Origin of the sequence: Streptococcus sp. HMSC072D05 (assembly GCF_001815805.1) — a bacterium.
Taxonomy (GTDB): Bacteria; Bacillota; Bacilli; order Lactobacillales; family Streptococcaceae; genus Streptococcus.
In genome coordinates, this window is the sequence record NZ_KV821982.1 from 175,756 (window position 1) to 196,713 (window position 20,958).

Annotated in this window: 14 protein-coding genes; 12 read left to right on the forward strand and 2 right to left on the reverse strand. The window is 44.1% G+C overall.

Translation table 11 applies throughout. The annotated features are described in order from the left end of the window. Positions 1–1,056: isomerizing glutamine--fructose-6-phosphate transaminase (locus tag HMPREF3057_RS00885; RefSeq protein WP_142350325.1), on the forward strand; the 1,056-nt coding region annotated here is incomplete at its 5' end. Positions 1,057–1,167: 111 nt separating this feature from the next. Continuing rightward, positions 1,168–2,220 carry an LLM class flavin-dependent oxidoreductase gene (locus tag HMPREF3057_RS00890; RefSeq protein ID WP_070696016.1) on the forward strand — a complete coding sequence of 351 codons (1,053 nt, stop codon included), beginning with the start codon at positions 1,168–1,170 and terminating at the stop codon, positions 2,218–2,220. 229 nt (positions 2,221–2,449) lie between these two features. On the opposite strand, the gene HMPREF3057_RS00895 is transcribed toward HMPREF3057_RS00890, so the two are convergent. After that, entirely contained in the window at positions 2,450–3,307 is an 858-nt protein-coding gene (locus HMPREF3057_RS00895; RefSeq protein ID WP_000703388.1) for a 5'-nucleotidase, lipoprotein e(P4) family, read from the reverse strand. 367 nt (positions 3,308–3,674) lie between these two features. On the opposite strand from HMPREF3057_RS00895, the gene HMPREF3057_RS00900 reads away from it, so the two are divergent. The 7 genes from HMPREF3057_RS00900 to HMPREF3057_RS00930 are packed head-to-tail and all read left to right on the forward strand — an operon-like array spanning position 3,675 to position 9,009. Beyond that, on the forward strand, positions 3,675–4,679 hold the full coding sequence (locus HMPREF3057_RS00900; RefSeq protein WP_049519202.1) for a uroporphyrinogen decarboxylase family protein: 1,005 nt from the start codon (positions 3,675–3,677) through the stop codon (positions 4,677–4,679). 11 nt (positions 4,680–4,690) lie between these two features. After that, complete coding sequence (locus HMPREF3057_RS00905) at positions 4,691–4,894, forward strand: hypothetical protein (RefSeq protein WP_049519201.1); 204 nt, start codon at positions 4,691–4,693, stop codon at positions 4,892–4,894. 2 nt (positions 4,895–4,896) lie between these two features. Continuing rightward, positions 4,897–5,895 carry a uroporphyrinogen decarboxylase family protein gene (locus tag HMPREF3057_RS00910; protein WP_070696018.1) on the forward strand — a complete coding sequence of 333 codons (999 nt, stop codon included), beginning with the start codon at positions 4,897–4,899 and terminating at the stop codon, positions 5,893–5,895. Between the two features lie 10 nt (positions 5,896–5,905). Then, complete coding sequence (locus tag HMPREF3057_RS00915) at positions 5,906–6,784, forward strand: transporter substrate-binding domain-containing protein (RefSeq protein WP_000037003.1); 879 nt, start codon at positions 5,906–5,908, stop codon at positions 6,782–6,784. Between the two features lie 32 nt (positions 6,785–6,816). After that, entirely contained in the window at positions 6,817–7,509 is a 693-nt protein-coding gene (locus HMPREF3057_RS00920) for an amino acid ABC transporter permease (RefSeq protein ID WP_049519199.1), read from the forward strand. A gap of 3 nt (positions 7,510–7,512) precedes the next feature. Then, on the forward strand, positions 7,513–8,235 hold the full coding sequence (locus tag HMPREF3057_RS00925; protein ID WP_042768837.1) for an amino acid ABC transporter permease: 723 nt from the start codon (positions 7,513–7,515) through the stop codon (positions 8,233–8,235). A 9-nt stretch (positions 8,236–8,244) separates the two neighbouring features. Then, positions 8,245–9,009, forward strand: coding sequence for an amino acid ABC transporter ATP-binding protein (locus tag HMPREF3057_RS00930; RefSeq protein WP_000942256.1), 765 nt, complete (start codon positions 8,245–8,247; stop codon positions 9,007–9,009). A 201-nt stretch (positions 9,010–9,210) separates the two neighbouring features. Here HMPREF3057_RS00930 and HMPREF3057_RS00940 read toward each other — a convergent pair whose 3' ends face one another. After that, entirely contained in the window at positions 9,211–12,927 is a 3,717-nt protein-coding gene (locus HMPREF3057_RS00940; RefSeq protein WP_070696020.1) for a pullulanase, read from the reverse strand. A 442-nt stretch (positions 12,928–13,369) separates the two neighbouring features. On the opposite strand from HMPREF3057_RS00940, the gene rpoB reads away from it, so the two are divergent. The 3 genes from rpoB to HMPREF3057_RS00955 all read left to right on the forward strand — a co-directional run. Continuing rightward, positions 13,370–16,981 (forward strand): DNA-directed RNA polymerase subunit beta, encoded by a 3,612-nt coding sequence (gene rpoB / locus HMPREF3057_RS00945; RefSeq protein WP_070696022.1) that lies wholly within the window; start codon positions 13,370–13,372, stop codon positions 16,979–16,981. Between the two features lie 32 nt (positions 16,982–17,013). Next, entirely contained in the window at positions 17,014–20,679 is a 3,666-nt protein-coding gene (gene rpoC / locus HMPREF3057_RS00950) for a DNA-directed RNA polymerase subunit beta' (RefSeq protein WP_070696024.1), read from the forward strand. A 110-nt stretch (positions 20,680–20,789) separates the two neighbouring features. Further along, positions 20,790–20,958 (forward strand): nucleoside-diphosphate kinase (locus tag HMPREF3057_RS00955; RefSeq protein WP_306806721.1); only part of this gene is annotated, 169 nt, incomplete at its 3' end.

The window sequence follows — 20,958 nt, forward strand, 5'->3', positions numbered from 1 at the left end:
ATGCTCAAGGAAATCGACGAGCAACCAACGGTTATGCGTAAACTCATCCAAGCCTACACGGATGAGGCAGGTCAAGTTGTCGTAGATCCAGCTATCATCAAGGCTGTTCAAGATGCAGACCGCATCTATATCCTTGCAGCTGGAACATCGTACCACGCAGGATTTGCTTCTAAGAAGATGTTGGAAGAATTGACAGATACACCAGTAGAACTTGGAATCTCATCTGAGTGGGGCTACGGTATGCCACTTCTCAGCAAGAAACCGCTCTTCATCTTTATCAGCCAGTCTGGTGAAACAGCTGACAGCCGTCAGGTTTTGGTTAAGGCTAATGAAATGGGAATTCCGAGTTTGACAGTGACAAACGTGCCAGGTTCAACTCTTTCACGTGAAGCCAACCATACCATGCTTCTTCACGCGGGTCCTGAAATTGCCGTAGCATCAACAAAGGCCTATACGGCACAAATCGCAGCCCTTGCCTTCCTTGCAAAAGCAGTTGGAGAAGCAAACGGCAATGCCAAAGCGCAAGCCTTTGACCTGGTTCATGAGTTGTCAATCGTAGCTCAGTCTATCGAATCAACTCTTTCTGAGAAAGAAAACATTGATGCCAAGGTTCGAGAGCTTCTTGAAACAACTCGCAACGCTTTTTACATTGGACGTGGTCAAGACTACTATGTAGCCATGGAAGCCAGTCTCAAACTCAAAGAGATTTCTTACATCCAATGTGAAGGCTTTGCGGCAGGAGAACTCAAGCACGGAACCATTGCCTTGATTGAAGAGGGGACACCTGTCTTGGCCCTCTTGTCAGATCCAGTCCTTGCTAACCACACTCGTGGAAATATCCAGGAGGTCGCAGCCCGTGGTGCTAAGGTACTTACAATCGCAGAAGAAAATGTTGCCAAAGAGACAGATGATATCGTTCTTACGACTGTCCACCCTTACCTCTCACCAATCTCAATGGTCGTACCAACGCAATTGGTCGCTTACTTTGCAACCCTCCACCGTGGACTCGATGTGGACAAACCACGTAACCTTGCTAAGTCAGTAACAGTAGAATAAACCAAGAAAGTCTAGTTCATCTAGGCTTTTTCTAATGAGCAAATCCATTGAAAGTAAAACTAATTAGTGATAAAATACTCTAAAAACTAAAAGAGATAGCGAGGAAACAGTATGGTAGAATTAGGAATTTCAACATTTGGTGAAACAACCGCTCTGGAAGCGACTGGGCAGATTTACAGTCATGATGAACGCATTCGTCAGTTGGTGGCAGAAATTGAGCTGGCTGATAAGGTTGGTTTGGATGTGTACGGGATTGGGGAGCATCATCGGGAGGACTTTGCGGTATCGGCGCCAGAGATTATTCTTGCAGCTGGGGCAGTCAATACCAAAAAGATTCGTTTGACTAGTTCGGTCAGCATTCTCTCGAGTATGGATCCGATTCGCTTGTTCCAACAATATGCTACCATCGATGCCTTGTCAAATGGACGGGCAGAGATTATGGCAGGTCGTGGTTCATTTACTGAATCCTTCCCTCTGTTTGGCTATGACTTGAAAGACTATGAAGCTCTTTTTGATGAAAAGTTAGACCTGCTTCAGCTGGCAAATGAAAGCACCAAAGTGAACTGGCAGGGACAATTGACTCAAAGCATCGCTGGAAAAGAAGTCTATCCTCGTCCTGTTCAGGACAAATTGCCATTGTGGGTGGCGACAGGAGGTCATGTAGAGTCAACAGTGAAGATTGCTCAGGCGGGGTTGCCGATTGTCTATGCCATTATCGGTGGCAATCCACGTTATTTTAAAAAGCTGATTCAAGCTTATCGTGAGATTGGTAGGGAAGCCGGTCATGCGGAGAAAGACCTGAAAGTGGGTGCTCATTCTTGGGGCTGGATTTCGGAAGATGGCGAGCAGGCTGTCAAAGATTATTTCCATCCGACCAAGCAAGTGATGGATGCAATTTCCAAGGACCGTCCGCACTGGCAGGAGTTGACCTATGAGCAATATTTGGAGCAAGTTGGACCAAATGGTGCCATGTTTGTGGGCAATCCAGATCAGGTGGCAGAAAAATTGATTCGCATGATTGAGGATTTAGACTTGGACCGTTTCATGCTCCATCTACCGCTTGGTTCTATGCCACATGATCAAGTTTTGAGAGCTATTGAACTCTTCGGCACACAAGTGGCTCCAAAAGTACGAGCATACTTTGCCATGAAAGAGGGGTTATAAAAAAATTCAATCAGTTGAGTCGATTGGTGAGGAACACCCATGGATTCAGCAACAGGTGGAAGTGGTACAAGTGATAGAGCATACTATCTAGTGGAATATATACTAGTTTATACCAAGTACAAGATAAAATAGTAAAAAAGACGATTTCCGCTTGGAAATCGTCTTTTTTGATATTCTCACAAATACGATATCTTGTGGTTGGTGTAAACTGGTAGATAGCTCTCTTATTTTATTTATCAAAACCTTGTAAGTTTTTTTGTCGCTCTTCAGTTTGACCCTTGGCATCCAATTTATTACCATTGTAAACAGTGCTTTCCCATGATCCGTACATTGGGTTAGGGAAAATGATGAATTTCTCACCAAACTCTTTTTGTAATTCCTCTAATTTTTGGTTGCGCTCAGTTTCAGAGGTCTTTGAAAACTCTGCAAAGTCCACAAGATTGTCTCCTAGTAGCATGACTAAGTTGGTTTTTTCTTGGACTGCTTGTCTACGACCTTCTTTAGATTTGACGCCTTTTTCTAAGAACATGAGATGATCGCGGCTTTGTACAGGAATTCCTTCGTTTTCTAGGTTTTTGATCGTATCATCTACCTGATCTATCGTGCGGTCAGATACATAGTAAATTTGGACACCGTTTTGGTCTGCAAATTGGAGAAAGTCTTTAGCACCTGGTACAGCCTTGGCTGCGGCTTTTTTTACCCAGACATCCCAGTTTTCTGGGGTAAATGCTGTTCCGTCTTTGACATTTTGCGCTTGATAAGGGCTATTGTCTAATACAGTTTCGTCCAAGTCCAAAACGATAGAGTAGGGTTTATCTGTCTGTGTTTTTAGTAGTTCTTTCAAACGATCAGTAGCGACATTGTAACCTTGTAGATAGAGTGCCTTGGTTTCAGCTGCTTTTTGATACCAAAGAGTTGACATAGTATTTTCTCTTGAACGCAACTGATCATAGGTCATTGTAACCTGATTATCAGATGTACTACTTTGTGTTGTCTGTGAATTTGCCGAATTTGTACCACAGCCAGTCAGTAAAATGACGGAAGTAAGTGTAGAAGCAATTGTAATGGTAACTTTGGATATTTTCATAATCCCATCCTCCTAATAATAGTCTATTAATATTGTAGCGTTTTCATGGGATTTGTGCAAGGAAATACCGAGAGAAAAGAAATTTTTCAGTAGTAATTTGGTATTAGGATAAAATTATGTACTTAATTTGGGAATGAAGATGGATATAAAAAAATTCAATCGGCTTGATAGAAAATCTATATCAGCTTCTTTTTGGAAAATAGATGAAAATAAAGTGAATCTTTGAAAGGCTAGTAACATCAAGCTTTTTAGGGATTTTTTTCTTTATAGATATAAAAATTTCCAATCGAGTTGATAGTCAATATATATTGGGAAAAGGGGAAAAGGAGTGGTAAGATGGTTTCAATCCAAATGGAAGGAGAAAGGTATGGCGAGTAAAAGAGAGCTAGTCTTTAGAGCGATTCGAGGCGATGAAGTGGAAAGAGTTCCTGTGGGATTTTGGTTTCATTTTGTAACACTCGAAGAAAAGGAGCAGGGATTAAACAATCCACGTATCTTTCAAAAAAGTGTTGATGGGCATCGCAACTATGTGGAAAGGATTCGCCCTGATTTTGTCAAAATTATGAGCGACGGTTTTTTTCTTTATCCAAGTAATGTCTATAGTCCTAAGATCGCAAGCATTCAGGAGCTGACTTCTATTGAGTCGATTGGTGAGGAACACCCATGGATTCAGCAACAGGTGGAAGTGGTACAAGCGATTCGAGAGACCTTTACCGAAGAGATTGCTTCTTTCTACAATATCTTTTCGCCTATCTCATACCTCAAGCGCTGGTTCCGTACAGAAACTTCTCGAGGAGATAGGGAAGTGGCTGATCTATTGCTTGAAAATCCTGAGCAATTCAGAGCGATTCTAGATGTGATTGCAGGAGATATTGCTATCCTAACTCAGAAAATCATCCAGCAAGGCGGTGTTGACGGGATTTACCTCAGTACCCAGGAAATTCAAGATGAGCGCATCACACCATCACTCTACCAAACCTATATCGAACCGAGCAATATAGCGATTTTGGAAGCAGCCAATCAGGTTGGTGGGACCAATATCCTCCATATCTGTGGTTTTGAAGGTGCGAGCAATGATGTGACGATATTTAAGGACTATCCAGCTCAAGTGGTCAACTGGGCGACTCATCATGAGGAGGTTAGTTTGACACAGGGTCAGGAGTTGTTTCGAGGCAAGGCCGTTTTAGGTGGATTTGAAAATGGCAAGAAAAGCTTGCTTTATCAAGGTTCCAAGGCGGAATTGCAAAATGAAACAAGACGGTTGCTGGCTGAAGCTGGTAGTAAAGGCGTTCTTCTGGGAGCTGACTGTACTGTTCCAGATGACTTTGACTTAGAGAGGTTGGACTGGATTCGGCAGGCAGCTGTTCTCTAAAAGGAGGAGCTATGAAAAGTAAAAGATGGGGCATCTTCATTGCAGTTGTCGGTTTGCTGGCTTTGGTTGCCATAAGCGTCGTAAAAAATGGGCATTGTAAAAATGGAGAGAGATGTCGTGGAGTTCAGGATTTTTCCAAGTCCAGTCTTCCCTTTCTACGCTCGAATGATATCGCAAGCAGTTTATTAGTTGGAAAAGTAAGAAATGGAGAATAAGAATGTCAGAAAAAAGAGAATGGGTTTTAAAAGCATTTAGAGGTGAAAAGGTTGATCGTGTGCCAGTTAGCTTTTGGCACCATTTCACATCCGAAGACGAATGGCTACACGGATTCTCAAATCCAGCCATTATCGAGAAGAATATTGAGGGCCATAAGCGCTTTATCCGAGAAGTTCAGCCAGACTTTATCAAACTCATGAGTGATGGCTACTTTGCTTATCCAAATCCAGCGATTGCCAAAGGAAAATCACTTCAAGAATTGGCGACCATTCAACCACTCGGATCAGAGCACGCTTGGATAAAAGAGCAGGTTGACTTGGTTCAGAAAATCAAGCAAGAGTTTACAGAAGATATCGTTGCGATTTACAATATTTTTGCTCCTGTGACCTATCTCAAGTGGCTACTGGGGGAAGTGTCTGGTGGGGATGATCTCATTGCTGATTTTTTGGTGGAAGATCCTAAAGCTCTTAAAAAGGTGTTGGATGTGATTGCAGAGGATATTGCTAGTCTCAGTCGAGCTATCATCGAAGAGGCTGGTGCTGATGGAATCTACCTCAGCGTGCAAAGCATCCAAGATCAACGAGTGTCGGCAGCAGAGTATCAAGCCGTCATTGCCCCTAGCGAGATAACGGTTCTGGAAGCAGCTAGTGCTGTTGGTGGCGTCACAGTTCTTCATATCTGTGGCTACGAGGGGGCGCGAAATGATATTCACCTTTTTGCAGACTATCCAGCCCAAGTCTTTAACTGGGCTGTAGGACCAGAGGGAATCACTCTCAAGGAAGGTCGTGAGATTTTCAAGGGACGTACGGTTCTTGGAGGATTCGAAAATGGCAAGACGGGCTTACTGTATACTGGTAGCAAGGATGCCATTCAGGCTGAGGCAAAGAAACTAGTTGCAGAAGCTGGGGAACAGGGCTTGGTACTTGGGGCAGATTGTACCATTCCAAGTGATATCGCAGTTGAACGTATCCAGTGGGTGAGAGAAGCGCTTGAAAACTAAAGGAGAAAAAATGAGTAAAAAAGCATGGATTATCGGTGGTGTAGCAGTTGTTGCAGTAATTGGGGCAACGATTATCGGGAGAAGTTTAGCTGGCGCTCCAGCCAAGGAGGGAGAAACGGCTTCGTCTGCTGAAGTCATAACCTTGAAGGTTGCCCATACACAAAACTATGTTCCATATGATTTTGTCAATGAAAAAGGGGAATCAGATGGTTATGAAGTAGCTGTTTTGAAGGCTGTTGATGAGAAGTTGGCAAACTATCAATTTGAATATACGGGTACCAGTGATGACGACCTCTTGATTGGTCTGGAATCAGGTAAGTATGACATCGGAACCAAGGGAGCTTGGTACACAGATGAACGAGCTAAAAAGTTTGTCATTCCATCTGAACCAGTCGGAGCGAGCATCATCGGATTTACTGTCAGAAAAGAAGATGAACAGAAATACAAAACCATTGATGACTTTGCTAAGAATAAAGGGAAATTGGTTCCCATCTCTCCACAGAATGCTCAATGGAATGTTATCACCAGCTACAATGAAAAACATCAGGATGCACCGATTGAGCTAACAGCAGCTGAATCCTTTAAAGTGGCAGATGCCTATGCCTGGGTCTTAGAAGGACGTTATGACGCCTTCTTTGATATCAAACTGTCCTTTGAAAAAGCAGTTACCGCAGAAGATGGCCCTTACCACCAATATGCGGATAAACTCAGCTGGTTCCCATACAAGGGTATTCCAACTTATCCCTTGATTCACCGTGATGAAAAGGGTGAGAAATTCGCTAAAGAATATGAAAAAGCAATCAAAGAGTTGAAGGAAGATGGCACGCTTGCTAAGCTATCTCAGCAATACTTTAAAGAAGATGTCTTTAGTTACGTAGACAAAGACTAGACCAGAAATTCCAAGACTAGAAAGGGTTTTGCATGGTTTCTTATGATTTTTCCAAGGTCTTTCAGTTTTTACCGACCTTATGGCAGGCGCTTCCTATGACCTTGTCCATTCTCTTTTTTACCACTCTTCTTGGTTCCCTTTTTGGAGGTCTCTTGGCCTGGGCACAAGTAGGAGAAGACAAGAGTTTTGCAGCGATTTCCAAAGGCTATATTTTCACCCTTCGTTGTACACCGCCGATTGTCTTGCTTTTTCTAGTCTTTTATGGCTTGCCAGAATTTCTGAAATGGTGGCTTGGTTTGGATATCAACAACTGGTCTAAAACTATTTTTGTTCTCCTGACGATGATTCTCTTGTTTGCGGCTGTTGTTGCCGAGGTTTTCAAGGCGGCCTATCAAGCTATTCCAAAGGGGCAGACAGAGGCCGGGCTTAGTATTGGTTTGACTCCAAGTCAGACTTTTTGGAGAATCATTTTTCCTCAAGCTTTTCAAGTTGCTCTTCCCAATATAACGACCGCTATTCTCAATCTCATGCGGGATGCTGCCTTGGCTTATACGATTGGTTTTGTTGATGTTATGGGGGCAGGCAATCTCTTGATTAGTCGCAATTTAGGGAACTACTCTCTGGAAACCTATACGGCAGTTGCGCTTCTTTACTGGGGGATTGCCTTGGTTATTTCTAGCTTGAGTCGTTTGCTTGAGAAGTCTTTGGAAACAAAAGGGAGGTAAGAAATGGATATAGACTATATTGTAAAGACCTTTCTGGAGACCTTGAAGGGTGTGCCAATCACCTTGATTATCATGATTGTGGCTATGGTCTTAAGCTTTTTACCGGCTCTATTTTTAGCCTTGGGGCAGATTTACAAGGTTCGAGGTGTGAGGAGTTTTTCTCTGGTCTATCTGGCCTTTATCCGAGCGACTCCTCCGATTTTATTGATTCTCTTCTTTTATAGTTTGTTTCCAAGCCTGCTGAATCAATTTCTCAAAAGCATAGGAAGTGACTTTGATATTTTCAAGCTTGATCCTCTCTATTATGCCTTTATCATTTATAGTTTGATGACAGTCGGGAGTTTATCGGAGATTTTGCGTTCAGCCATCTTGACGGTGGACAAGGGACAACTAGAGGCAGCGCATGCGATTGGCTTGACTACGACCCAGGCCTATCTAAGGATTGTTTTTCCTCAAGCCTTGCGCTCAGCCTTGCCTAACTTGGCCAATCTGGTGATCAATATCGTCAAAGGGACCTCCCTGGTCTTTGTTATGACTATCAAGGACATCACCGCTATTGCTCGTGTAGAAGCGTCCTACGGTTACCAGTATTTTGAGTCTTATTTTGTGATCTTTTTGCAGTATATTTTGATCTGTGGTTTGATTCAGTGGGGCTTCTCCCTACTGGAGAAAGGCTATGTGAAAAAAGAAAAGAGAGCAAAAGCATCTAGCGCGCGTTTCGTATAGGAGGACAGGATGTTACAAGTAGAACATATCGCAAAAACATTTGGTGAGAGGCAGGTCTTGGAGGATGTCAATCTTCAGGTTAACCAAGGGGATGTCGTCGTTATTTTAGGACCATCAGGTTCGGGGAAAACGACCTTTCTCCGTTGTCTTAATCACTTAGAAAAAGCTGACAGTGGCCGTTTGACCTTGGCAGGAAAGACCTATGACTTATCCAAATTGAGCAAGAAAGACATTCTAGAAATTCGCCAAAAAACAGCCTTTGTTTTCCAACACTACAATCTCTTTGCAAACAAAACTGCTCTGGAAAATATTCTAGAAGGCCTAATAGTGGCTCGTAAAGTTCCCAAGGAAGAAGCGCTCAAACGTGCAGAATCTGCCTTGGAAAAAGTTGGTTTACTGGCCTACAAAGACTACTACCCTTCACAACTATCTGGAGGGCAACAACAACGAATAGGAATTGCGCGTGCTATTGCCGTCAAACCCGAGGTCATTTTGCTAGATGAACCAACATCAGCACTAGACCCTGAGTTGGTTGGAGATGTTTTGGATGTTCTGAAACAGTTGGCGGGAGAAGGTGTGACCATGGTGGTCGTCACGCATGAGATGGGATTTGCTAGAGATGTCGCCAACCACGTTATTTTCATGGATGGAGGCCGTATCGTAGAGGAGAACAATCCCCACGATTTCTTTAGTCGTCCACAAGAAGAACGAACCAAGCAGTTCCTGGCTCGTATCTTATCAGACGCTAGCTATAGTGTAGAATATATGATTTGATAGCTAAGTGTATCATAAAAACAACACCCCATGACTAGAAGATTCTTCTAATCATAGGGTGTTTTTCTATAGGAGGGCTAGGTTATACTCTTCGAAAATCTCTTTAAATCAGGTCAGCTTCGCCTTATCTACAAGCTCAAAGCTGTGTTTTGAGCAGTCTGTGGCTAACTTCCTAGTTTACTCTTTGATTTTCATTGATTATCAGTTCTCTTTCTTGTTTTTCATCAACCATCCAAGTCCGAGAAGGGCAAAGATACTGAATCCAGCAAGGGCAAGGAGGGATTTGCTCTCAGTTCCTGTGTTTGGAAGGAGGTTCTGAGAGTGAGCCTCTGCAGCAGTTTCTTGAGTTTCAGGATTGGCTGCTAGGTTTTGAGCTTGGCCTTGTTCTGGTTCAACTTCCAAGCTAGAAAGATCAAATTCTGGTTTTTCTTCCACAGCTGGGGCGACAATAGCACCACCTTGAGACAAGCGGAGAACAACTGCAGTGAGAGCGTTCAATTTCAAGCCTTTTTCAGTCCATTCGAGACCTTGAGGTTTAGCGATTCCTACTGGTCCGGCTTGATTTTCATCTGCCAGGACTTCAGCTTTTCTCAAGTGAGCAAATGCAGTTCCTAGAGTAAATTCGCGAGCCTTATCATCCGCATTGACAAAGACAGCGTAGACATCACCGTTTGGAGCAGTGATTTGGTAGCCGATGGTCACATCTTCTTTTTCAACGCCATTTTGTCCTGGAACAGTAATGAGTCGGACGCGCTCCTTGATGTCTTGCAGACTCTTGAGTCGGAAGGCATCTGTCGATTGACGAAGGGCGATCAGACCTTTCATGTAGTCACGGCTCTTGACATTTTCAGGGAAGACTTTACCATCTGTTGCCTTGGTCCAATCAAACTTGTTGACAGCATCACTAGAGTCGTAAGAGTCATGGATAAAGTAAGGATAGACAAAAGGCTTGCCGTCCTTGTCACGCAACAAGTGAGACTTGTTTGGAACCTTATCTTCAGGAACAGGAGTCTTATAGGCTGGATCAAGGAATTGTTTGGTACGTCCGTATTCCTGACCAGAGTGGATAAACGGAGTTCCTTGAGCAGTCAAGACCATGAGGTTTCCAAGTCGCAAACGACGATGGATCTCAGCGTAGTTTTCAGCCTTGCTTGGGTCTTTTTTGATAGACTGAGCAATAATGTCAAAGAGGGTCAAGTTATCATGGGCTGCGATATACTGGACAACATCTCCAGGACTGTCTGCTTCAAAGTTAGTTGGTTGAGCAATGAGATTTTTGAAGATAGTGTTGATATCGCGTTTTCCACCTGTGATAAAGGCAGGTTGGCCTTCGTTTGGATAACCAGACTTGAGGTTGTTACGGATGTCGTCTGAAAAGACAGCGACAGTATCAGTTTTCTTCATCCAAGACTGGTCAGCAGGTTGTACAGGCGTATTTTCATCACCAGTATAGGTTCTCCAGCCTTCACCTAACATGATAAGATTTGGATTGAGGGCGCGTGCAGCCTTGTACGCTTCTTCAATAGAAGCCGCATCGTGGTCACCCATCATATCAAAGCGGAAACCATCTACTTTGTAGGTTTCGACCAAATACTTGATAGAGTCTACCAAGACACGTTTAGACATGTAGTGGGTAGTTCCCAAACGGCCGCCTCCGAAGCTGGTACGAGGAGTTCCGTCTGCATCCATAAAGTGATAGTAGTTTGGCTCAATATCTTCAAAAATGTCAACCTTTGCAGTATGGTTGTAGACCACGTCCAGGATAGCACCCATGCCACGTTTGTGGATTTCGTTGATGAGGTTTTTGAATTCGGCAATACGTTTTTCTGGATCCTTAGGATTGCTTGAGTACATACCAGTCAAGGAGAAGTAGTTTTGAGGGTCATATCCCCAGTTGTAGTTGCTGTTGCTTGAAGCGTAGGCAGACAAACGTTCATGGTTTTTCAATTCATTGACAAAGTAGTAAGACAAGACTGGAAGGAGCTGGATGTGGGTCACACCCAAGTCTTTGAGATAGTCCAGTTTTTCGATAAAGGCTTCAAAGGTACCAAATGGCTTGGTCAAGTCTTTTGCGATGGCAGGATCCGAAGTGAAGTCACGTACATGAGCTTCATAGATAACGGCATCTTCACGTGATTTGAAGTTACGAATCTTTCCATAGGTCAAGTCTTGCGGACCTAACTTCGCTGGATCGACAAAGGCAGCTTTAGCGACCTTATGAGCGGCATCTGTTTTTGCTAGGTCACTGTTCCAAGCCGCTAATGATTTGGCATAAGGGTCAAGAACGAGGACAGTTTTACCTTGGCGCTCGATTTGGTAGTGGTAGTAGTAGCCAGTGTAGTTGCTGATACCGAGACCAGAGTTTGCATCCAGAGTTTGTTTCCAGGTTCCTTTTTCTCCTTTTTCAAGGGCGACAGTTCCAACTACTTTTTCAGGGTCTTTCTTGTCATAGACAACAACGGAAACCTTATCAGCACTTGGAGACCAGAGGGTGAGGTCAACACGCTTGCCATCTTCTTTTAGAGTTGCGCCGAGTGGACCATCGTAACTGTAGGACTCATCCTTGAGGCGCCAGCTTGAACGTGTGGTAAAGCGGTCTGAATTGTAGCTGACAGTGTACGGGTGTTGGGTGTCAGAGAAGTCGCCGATGTAGGTCACTTTTTTACCTGTCTCATCCACTTCCACGTCTGTGATAGCTACTTTATTCCCTTGGTAATCAGTGATGCTGGAGTGTTTGAGGATATCGTCTTTCTTAGCTCCAACGAGGGTAGAAAAACTGCTTTCGATACGAGATTTAGCCACGTGTTGGGCACCAGTCATACGGATATCGTGAACGTAGTAGGGGTTGGTGTAGATGGTTTCGTCATCATCTTTGAGGAAAATCTGACTGTGATTTTTTAGATCAGTGAATTTATAATCTTCTTTTCTGATTTTCACATCATCGCCTTTCTTGCTTTCGTCTAGTAATAAAAATCCAAATTCTCTTGCAGCTTCATTGAGTGGGATATCAATGTAGCGTCCATATTTTCCAGTTGCGGTAAAGTCAGTACCGTCAGGCCATTCTCCACTGCTTGGGTTTTTGACATCGCCCCAATACCAAAGAGATTTTTTGTCATAGTTGCCATCTGTGCGGTAATAGTTGACACGGACAGTTCCTGCTGGCTGAGGACGGTAGTTGTGTACCTTGTAGTTTTCATCTAGCCAAGCCTCATTCATTTTTGGAGAGAGGCGCTCTACAGAACGGTCCCCTGTCAGGTTAACCCCCTTGGTATTGTTGATAAGGAAGCTGACTTTCTTGGCTTGCTCATTTTTGAGTTTGACATCTAGGTAATAGCCGTAGTCATCTTGCTTGGCATCCTTGAAGGACTTGGCTCCATTGGGCCAGTTTTCAGACGGCTTTTCAACATCGTCCCAAGTCCAAAGACCTTGAGAATCTTTGTTTTCTTCAGGGAGTTTTTTTACATGGATACGGAAGTGATTATCTGCGATGGGTTCTTCAGAAGATGTGTCAGCTTGTGGTTTTTGATCTGAAGTTGGCGTTGAAGTGCTAGCATCTACTTTCTCTTCCTTGCTGTTAGCCTGGCTTGTGCTAGCATCTTCTGTTTTAGGTGTTTCTAGTGCTGTAGTAGTTTCCGCAGCTGGAGCTTCCTTTTTAGAATCAAGGGAAGCGTTTGCATTCTTTTGTTCAGAAATAGGCGTTTCCTTTTGAGTTTGACTCGTTTCAGTCTCAGTAGGGGCCTTGGTCACAGCGCTGGTATTTTCCTGAGTTTGAGGAAGGTTTTCGTTAGCCGAAATAGTTGGCATTGCAGCAGAAAGCAGGATAATGCTGGCACCAATAAGGACAGAACCAGTTCCGTTCTTCAAGGAACGGATACCGTAAATCATTTTTTTCTCAGTTTGAGATGGGATCTTTTTCATCACAATTCTCCTTGTGTAGTTGTTCCCTATCAGTATAGCACGAGGTAAACATTAGTGCAAGCGTTTTCCTAAATTTTAAGAGAAAATATAATGCTTCATTCTCTTGAAATTTTAAAATAATATATAGGAAAAGATTGTTTAAAAAATAGTAAAAAAACCTTGAAAAATCTAGCTAAATAAGGTATAATATGAGTAATCATTTGTCGTAGGTTTTGTCTGAAATATTGTCCAGACAAGGCTCACAGCAGTTAAATCTTCTGGAAAAGTCAGATTTAGCTGCTCTTTTTGTGCTTTTTTTCAGGTTTTTGAGTGCTTGTAACAAAGATTTAAAGATTCTGAAAATTCGTCAAAGGGACACGGTGATAGGGGTTTTTAAAACCATATGACGATTAGAAAAGCCTGATTGACAAGGCTTGGAATTTATTTACAAAGGAGAATCATCTTGGCAGGACATGACGTTCAATACGGGAAACATCGTACCCGTCGTAGTTTTTCAAGAATCAAAGAAGTTCTTGACTTACCAAATTTGATTGAAATTCAAACGGATTCATTCAAAGATTTCCTAGATCACGGTCTTAAGGAAGTTTTTGAAGATGTATTGCCAATTTCAAACTTCACAGACACAATGGAGTTGGAATTTGTTGGCTATGAAATCAAGGAACCAAAATACACGCTCGAAGAAGCACGTATCCACGATGCTAGCTACTCAGCACCAATTTTTGTAACCTTCCGCTTGATCAATAAAGAAACAGGCGAAATCAAGACCCAAGAAGTCTTCTTTGGTGATTTCCCAATCATGACCGAAATGGGTACTTTCATCATCAATGGTGGTGAACGTATTATCGTTTCTCAGTTGGTCCGCTCACCAGGTGTTTACTTTAACGACAAAGTAGACAAGAACGGTAAAGTGGGATACGGCTCAACTGTTATCCCTAACCGTGGAGCTTGGTTGGAACTTGAAAGCGACTCAAAAGACATCGCTTATACTCGTATCGATCGTACTCGTAAGATTCCATTTACGACCTTAGTTCGTGCGCTTGGTTTCTCAGGTGATGATGAAATCTTTGATATCTTTGGTGATAGCGAATTGGTTCGCAACACCGTTGAAAAAGATATTCACAAGAATCCAATGGACTCTCGTACAGACGAAGCCTTGAAAGAAATTTACGAACGCCTTCGTCCAGGTGAGCCTAAGACTGCTGAAAGCTCACGTAGCTTGCTTGTAGCGCGTTTCTTTGACCCACGTCGCTACGATTTGGCAGCTGTTGGTCGTTACAAGATCAATAAAAAACTCAATGTTAAAACACGCTTGCTCAACCAAACCATTGCGGAGCCATTGGTAGACCCTGAAACTGGTGAAATCTTGGTAGAAGCGGGTACCGTTATGACTCGTAGCGTGATCGAAAGTATCGAGAGTCACTTGGATGGCGACTTGAACAAAATTGTTTATATTCCAAACGATGCAGCTGTTTTGACAGAACCGGTTGTCCTTCAAAAATTCAAAGTTGTTGCCCCAACAGACCCAGACCGTGTTGTAACCATCATCGGAAATGCCAATCCAGACGACAAGGTTCGTGTTGTAACTCCTGCGGATATCCTTGCAGAGATGAGCTACTTCCTTAACTTGGCAGAAGGTATCGGACGTGTGGATGATATCGACCACCTTGGAAACCGTCGTATCCGTGCAGTTGGTGAATTGCTTGCCAACCAAGTACGTCTTGGACTTTCTCGTATGGAACGTAATGTCCGTGAACGTATGTCTGTTCAGGACAATGAAGTTTTAACACCACAACAAATTATCAATATCCGTCCTGTCACAGCTGCGGTTAAAGAATTCTTTGGTTCATCACAGTTGTCACAGTTCATGGACCAACACAACCCGCTTTCTGAGTTGTCTCACAAACGCCGTTTGTCAGCCTTGGGACCTGGTGGTTTGACTCGTGACCGTGCTGGATATGAAGTTCGTGACGTGCACTACACTCACTATGGTCGTATGTGTCCAATCGAGACACCTGAAGGACCTAACATCGGTTTGATCAATAACTTGTCATCATATGGTCACTTGAACAAGTATGGATTTGTTCAAACACCATACCGTAAGGTTGATCGTGAAACAGGTGTAGTCACAAACGAAATTGTTTGGTTGACAGCCGATGAAGAAGATGAATTTACTGTAGCGCAGGCTAACTCTCGCCTCAACGAAGACGGTACTTTTGCTGAGAAGGTTGTCATGGGACGTCACCAAGGGGTCAACCAAGAGTATCCAGCAGAAGTGGTTGACTACATGGACGTGTCACCAAAACAGGTAGTTGCCGTTGCGACAGCATGTATTCCTTTCTTGGAAAACGATGACTCCAACCGAGCCCTCATGGGTGCCAACATGCAACGTCAGGCTGTGCCATTGATTAATCCAAAAGCACCTTACGTTGGTACTGGTATGGAATACCAAGCAGCTCATGATTCTGGAGCGGCTGTTATTGCTCAGTATGGAGGTAAAGTTACTTACGCAGATGCTGACAAGGTAGAAGTTCGTCGTGAAGATGGTTCACTAGATGTTTACCACATCCAAAAATTCCGTCGTTCAAACTCAGGTACTGCCTACAACCAACGCACTCTCGTTAAAGTTGGCGATGTTGTTGAAAAAGGCGATTTTATCGCTGACGGACCTTCTATGGAAAAAGGGGAAATGGCGCTTGGACAAAACCCAATCGTTGCCTACATGACTTGGGAAGGTTACAACTTCGAGGATGCCGTTATCATGAGCGAACGCTTGGTCAAAGACGATGTTTACACATCTGTCCACCTCGAAGAATATGAATCAGAAACGCGCGATACAAAGCTTGGACCTGAAGAAATTACTCGTGAAATTCCAAACGTTGGTGAAGATGCCCTTAAAGACCTTGACGAAATGGGTATTATCCGTATCGGTGCCGAGGTTAAAGAAGGGGACATCCTTGTAGGTAAAGTCACACCTAAGGGTGAGAAAGATCTCTCAGCTGAAGAACGTCTCTTGCACGCTATCTTCGGAGACAAGTCTCGTGAAGTGCGTGACACTTCTCTTCGTGTACCTCACGGTGCCGATGGTGTCGTTCGTGATGTTAAGATCTTTACGCGTGCAAATGGAGATGAGTTGCAATCAGGTGTTAACATGCTGGTTCGTGTCTACATCGCTCAAAAACGTAAGATCAAGGTCGGAGATAAGATGGCCGGACGTCACGGAAACAAAGGGGTTGTCTCTCGTATCGTCCCTGTAGAAGACATGCCTTACCTTCCAGACGGAACTCCAGTCGATATCATGTTGAACCCTCTTGGGGTACCATCACGTATGAATATCGGTCAGGTTATGGAACTCCACCTTGGTATGGCAGCCCGTACTCTTGGTATCCACATCGCAACACCAGTCTTTGACGGAGCAAGTTCTGAAGACCTTTGGGACACTGTTAAAGAAGCAGGTATGGATAGTGATGCTAAGACAATCCTTTACGATGGACGTACAGGTGAGCCTTTTGACAACCGTGTATCAGTTGGTGTCATGTACATGATCAAACTCCACCACATGGTTGATGATAAATTGCACGCGCGTTCAGTCGGACCATACTCAACTGTTACCCAACAACCACTCGGAGGTAAAGCTCAGTTTGGTGGACAACGTTTCGGTGAGATGGAAGTTTGGGCTCTTGAAGCCTACGGTGCGTCAAATGTTCTCCAAGAAATCTTGACTTACAAGTCTGACGATATCAACGGACGTTTGAAAGCTTATGAAGCTATTACAAAAGGAAAACCAATTCCAAAACCAGGTGTTCCAGAATCCTTCCGAGTTCTTGTCAAAGAATTGCAATCTCTTGGTCTTGACATGCGTGTCCTTGACGAAGATGACCAAGAAGTGGAACTTCGCGACTTGGATGAAGGAATGGACGAAGATGTCATCCACGTAGATGACCTTGAAAAAGCCCGCGAAAAAGCAGCCCAAGAGGCTAAAGCAGCCTTTGAAGCAGAAGAAGCTGAGAAAGCAACAAAAGCGGAAGCAACAGAAGAAGCTGCTGAACAAGAATAAGCAGTTCACTTAGAATAGAAAGGGAAGAAATAGTGGTTGATGTAAATCGTTTTAAAAGTATGCAAATCACCCTAGCTTCTCCAAGCAAAGTCCGTTCATGGTCTTATGGAGAAGTCAAAAAACCTGAAACAATCAATTACCGTACGTTAAAACCAGAACGTGAAGGACTCTTTGACGAAGTCATCTTTGGTCCTACAAAAGACTGGGAATGTGCTTGTGGGAAGTACAAACGCATTCGTTACAGAGGGATTGTTTGTGACCGCTGTGGGGTTGAAGTAACGCGTACGAAAGTTCGTCGTGAGCGTATGGGGCACATCGAGTTGAAAGCTCCTGTATCTCACATCTGGTATTTCAAGGGGATTCCAAGCCGTATGGGCTTGACTCTTGATATGAGCCCTCGTGCCCTCGAGGAAGTTATCTACTTTGCGGCTTATGTGGTGATTGATCCTAAGGATACACCACTTGAGCACAAGTCTATCATGACAGAGCGCGAATACCGTGAGCGCTTGCGTGAGTATGGTTATGGATCATTCGTTGCCAAAATGGGTGCCGAAGCTATCCAAGACCTCTTGAAACAAGTAGATCTTGAAAAAGAAATTGCCGAACTCAAAGAAGAGTTGAAAACAGCTACTGGACAAAAACGTGTCAAAGCCATCCGTCGTTTGGATGTTTTGGATGCCTTTTACAAGTCTGGAAATAAACCTGAATGGATGATTCTCAACATCCTTCCAGTTATTCCACCAGACCTTCGTCCAATGTTGCAGTTGGATGGTGGCCGCTTTGCCTCATCTGACTTGAACGACCTTTACCGCCGTGTCATCAACCGTAACAACCGTTTGGCTCGTTTGCTTGAGTTGAATGCACCAGGTATCATCGTTCAAAATGAGAAGCGTATGCTTCAAGAAGCAGTTGACGCTTTGATTGATAATGGTCGTCGTGGTCGTCCGATCACAGGACCAGGTAGCCGTCCACTGAAATCATTGAGCCACATGCTTAAAGGGAAACAAGGGCGCTTCCGTCAAAACTTGCTCGGTAAACGTGTTGACTTCTCAGGACGTTCCGTTATCGCCGTTGGTCCAACTCTTAAGATGTACCAATGTGGTGTGCCACGTGAAATGGCGATTGAGCTCTTTAAACCATTTGTGATGCGTGAAATCGTTGCGCGCGACATCGTGCAGAACGTCAAAGCGGCTAAACGCTTGGTGGAACGTGGAGACGAACGTATCTGGGATATCCTCGAAGAAGTGATTAAAGAACACCCAGTACTTTTGAACCGCGCACCGACCCTTCACCGTTTGGGTATCCAAGCCTTCGAGCCAGTCTTGATTGACGGTAAAGCCCTTCGCTTGCACCCGCTTGTCTGTGAAGCCTACAATGCCGACTTTGACGGGGACCAAATGGCCATCCACGTACCGCTTTCAGAAGAAGCTCAAGCAGAAGCTCGTATCTTGATGTTGGCTGCTGAGCATATCTTGAACCCGAAAGATGGTAAACCAGTTGTTACTCCATCTCAGGACATGGTTTTGGGTAACTACTACTTGACCATGGAAGAAGCTGGTCGTGAAGGGGAAGGAATGGTCTTCAAGGACCGTGATGAAGCTGTTATGGCTTACCGTAATGGTTATGTTCACCTCCACTCACGTGTTGGTATCGCGACAGATAGCCTCAATAAACCTTGGACTGAAGAGCAAAAACACAAGGTCTTGCTGACAACGGTTGGTAAAATCCTCTTCAATGACATCATGCCAGAGGGTCTACCTTACTTGCAAGAACCTACAAATGCCAACTTAACAGAAGGTGTTCCAGCTAAATACTTCTTGCCACTAGGTGGAGATATCAAGGAAGCAATCAGCAATCTTGAACTCAACCCTCCATTCAAGAAGAAAAATCTTGGGAATATCATCGCTGAAATCTTCAAACGTTTCCGTACGACAGAAACTTCTGCCCTACTTGACCGCATGAAGAACCTCGGTTACCACCACTCAACTCTTGCAGGTTTGACAGTGGGTATTGCCGATATCCCAGTTGTTGAAGACAAGGCTGAAATCATCGAAGAATCACACAAACGTGTAGAACAAATCACCAAACAATTCCGTCGTGGTATGATCACAGACGACGAGCGCTACAACGCTGTTACAGCTGAATGGCGTGCAGCCCGTGAAAAATTGGAGAAACGTTTGGTTGCCAACCAAGATCCTAAGAATCCAATCGTTATGATGATGGACTCTGGAGCCCGTGGTAACATCTCAAACTTCTCACAGCTTGCCGGTATGCGTGGTCTGATGGCCGCTCCGAACGGACGTATCATGGAATTGCCAATCCTTTCAAACTTCCGCGAAGGTTTGTCAGTACTCGAAATGTTCTTCTCAACTCACGGTGCCCGTAAAGGTATGACCGATACGGCCCTTAAGACAGCCGACTCAGGTTACTTGACTCGTCGTTTGGTTGACGTTGCCCAAGACGTTATCATCCGTGAGGACGACTGTGGAACAGACCGTGGTCTCTTGATCCGTTCTATCGCAGAAGGAAAAGAGATGATCGAGTCTCTCGAAGAACGCCTCAATGGTCGTTACACTAAGAAAACTGTTAAACACCCAGAAACTGGTGCAGTGATCATTGGTTCAAATGAGTTGATTACAGAAGACAAGGCGCGTGAAATTGTTAATGCTGGTGTGGAAGAAGTTACTATCCGCTCTGTATTTACATGTAACACTCGTCATGGTGTCTGCCGTCACTGTTACGGTATCAACTTGGCGACTGGTGATGCGGTTGAAGTTGGTGAAGCAGTTGGTACAATCGCTGCCCAATCTATCGGGGAACCTGGTACACAGCTTACAATGCGTACCTTCCACACGGGTGGGGTTGCCTCAAATACCGATATCACTCAGGGTCTTCCTCGTGTCCAAGAAATCTTTGAAGCCCGCAATCCGAAAGGGGAAGCGGTCATCACAGAAGTCAAAGGACAAGTTACAGCTATCGAAGAAGACGCGTCAACTCGTACTAAGAAAGTCTTCGTTAAGGGTGAAACTGGCGAAGGTGAGTACGTGGTTCCATTTACAGCACGTATGCGTGTCGAAGTTGGAGACCAAGTCTCTCGCGGTGCAGCATTGACAGAAGGTTCTATCCAACCAAAACGTCTCCTTGCTGTTCGTGATGTCTTGTCAGTTGAAACTTACCTTCTCGGTGAAGTACAAAAAGTTTACCGTAGCCAAGGGGTAGAAATCGGTGACAAACACATCGAGGTAATGGTTCGTCAAATGATCCGTAAAGTTCGTGTCATGGATCCAGGTGACACAGATCTTCTTATGGGTACTCTCATGGACATCAACGACTTTACAGATGCCAACAAGGATGTTCTTATCGCAGGTGGAGTTCCAGCGACTGGTCGCCCAGTTCTTATGGGAATCACCAAAGCCTCACTTGAAACCAACAGTTTCTTGTCAGCGGCTTCCTTCCAGGAAACAACTCGTGTCCTTACAGACGCAGCCATCCGTGGTAAGAAAGATCATCTCCTTGGACTCAAGGAAAATGTTATCATCGGTAAGATCATCCCAGCAGGTACTGGTATGGCTCGCTACCGTAACCTTGAACCACAAGCTATCAATGAAGCAGAATATCTGGCTCCAGAACAAGAAGAGGCAGAACTTGCTCCTGTAGAGGAAGTTGTGGAAATCCAAGTTGAAGAAACAGTAGAATAAAAGCAAACAAGAGAACCTTTGGGTTCTCTTTGCTTTATTTCAGAAAATTTTCCCACTTTTTCATAAAGTATGGTAGAATAGAAGAACTAAAATGCCAAGGAGGTGTCCGTATGGAACAAACATTCTTTATCATTAAGCCAGATGGTGTGAAAAGAGGGCTGGTTGGCGAAATTCTGCAAAGAATGGAACAACGAGGTTTCAAACTCGAAAAATTAGAGTTACGTTCAGCAGTTTCAGAAGCTTTGATTGACCAACACTATCAAGACTTGGTTGAAAAAA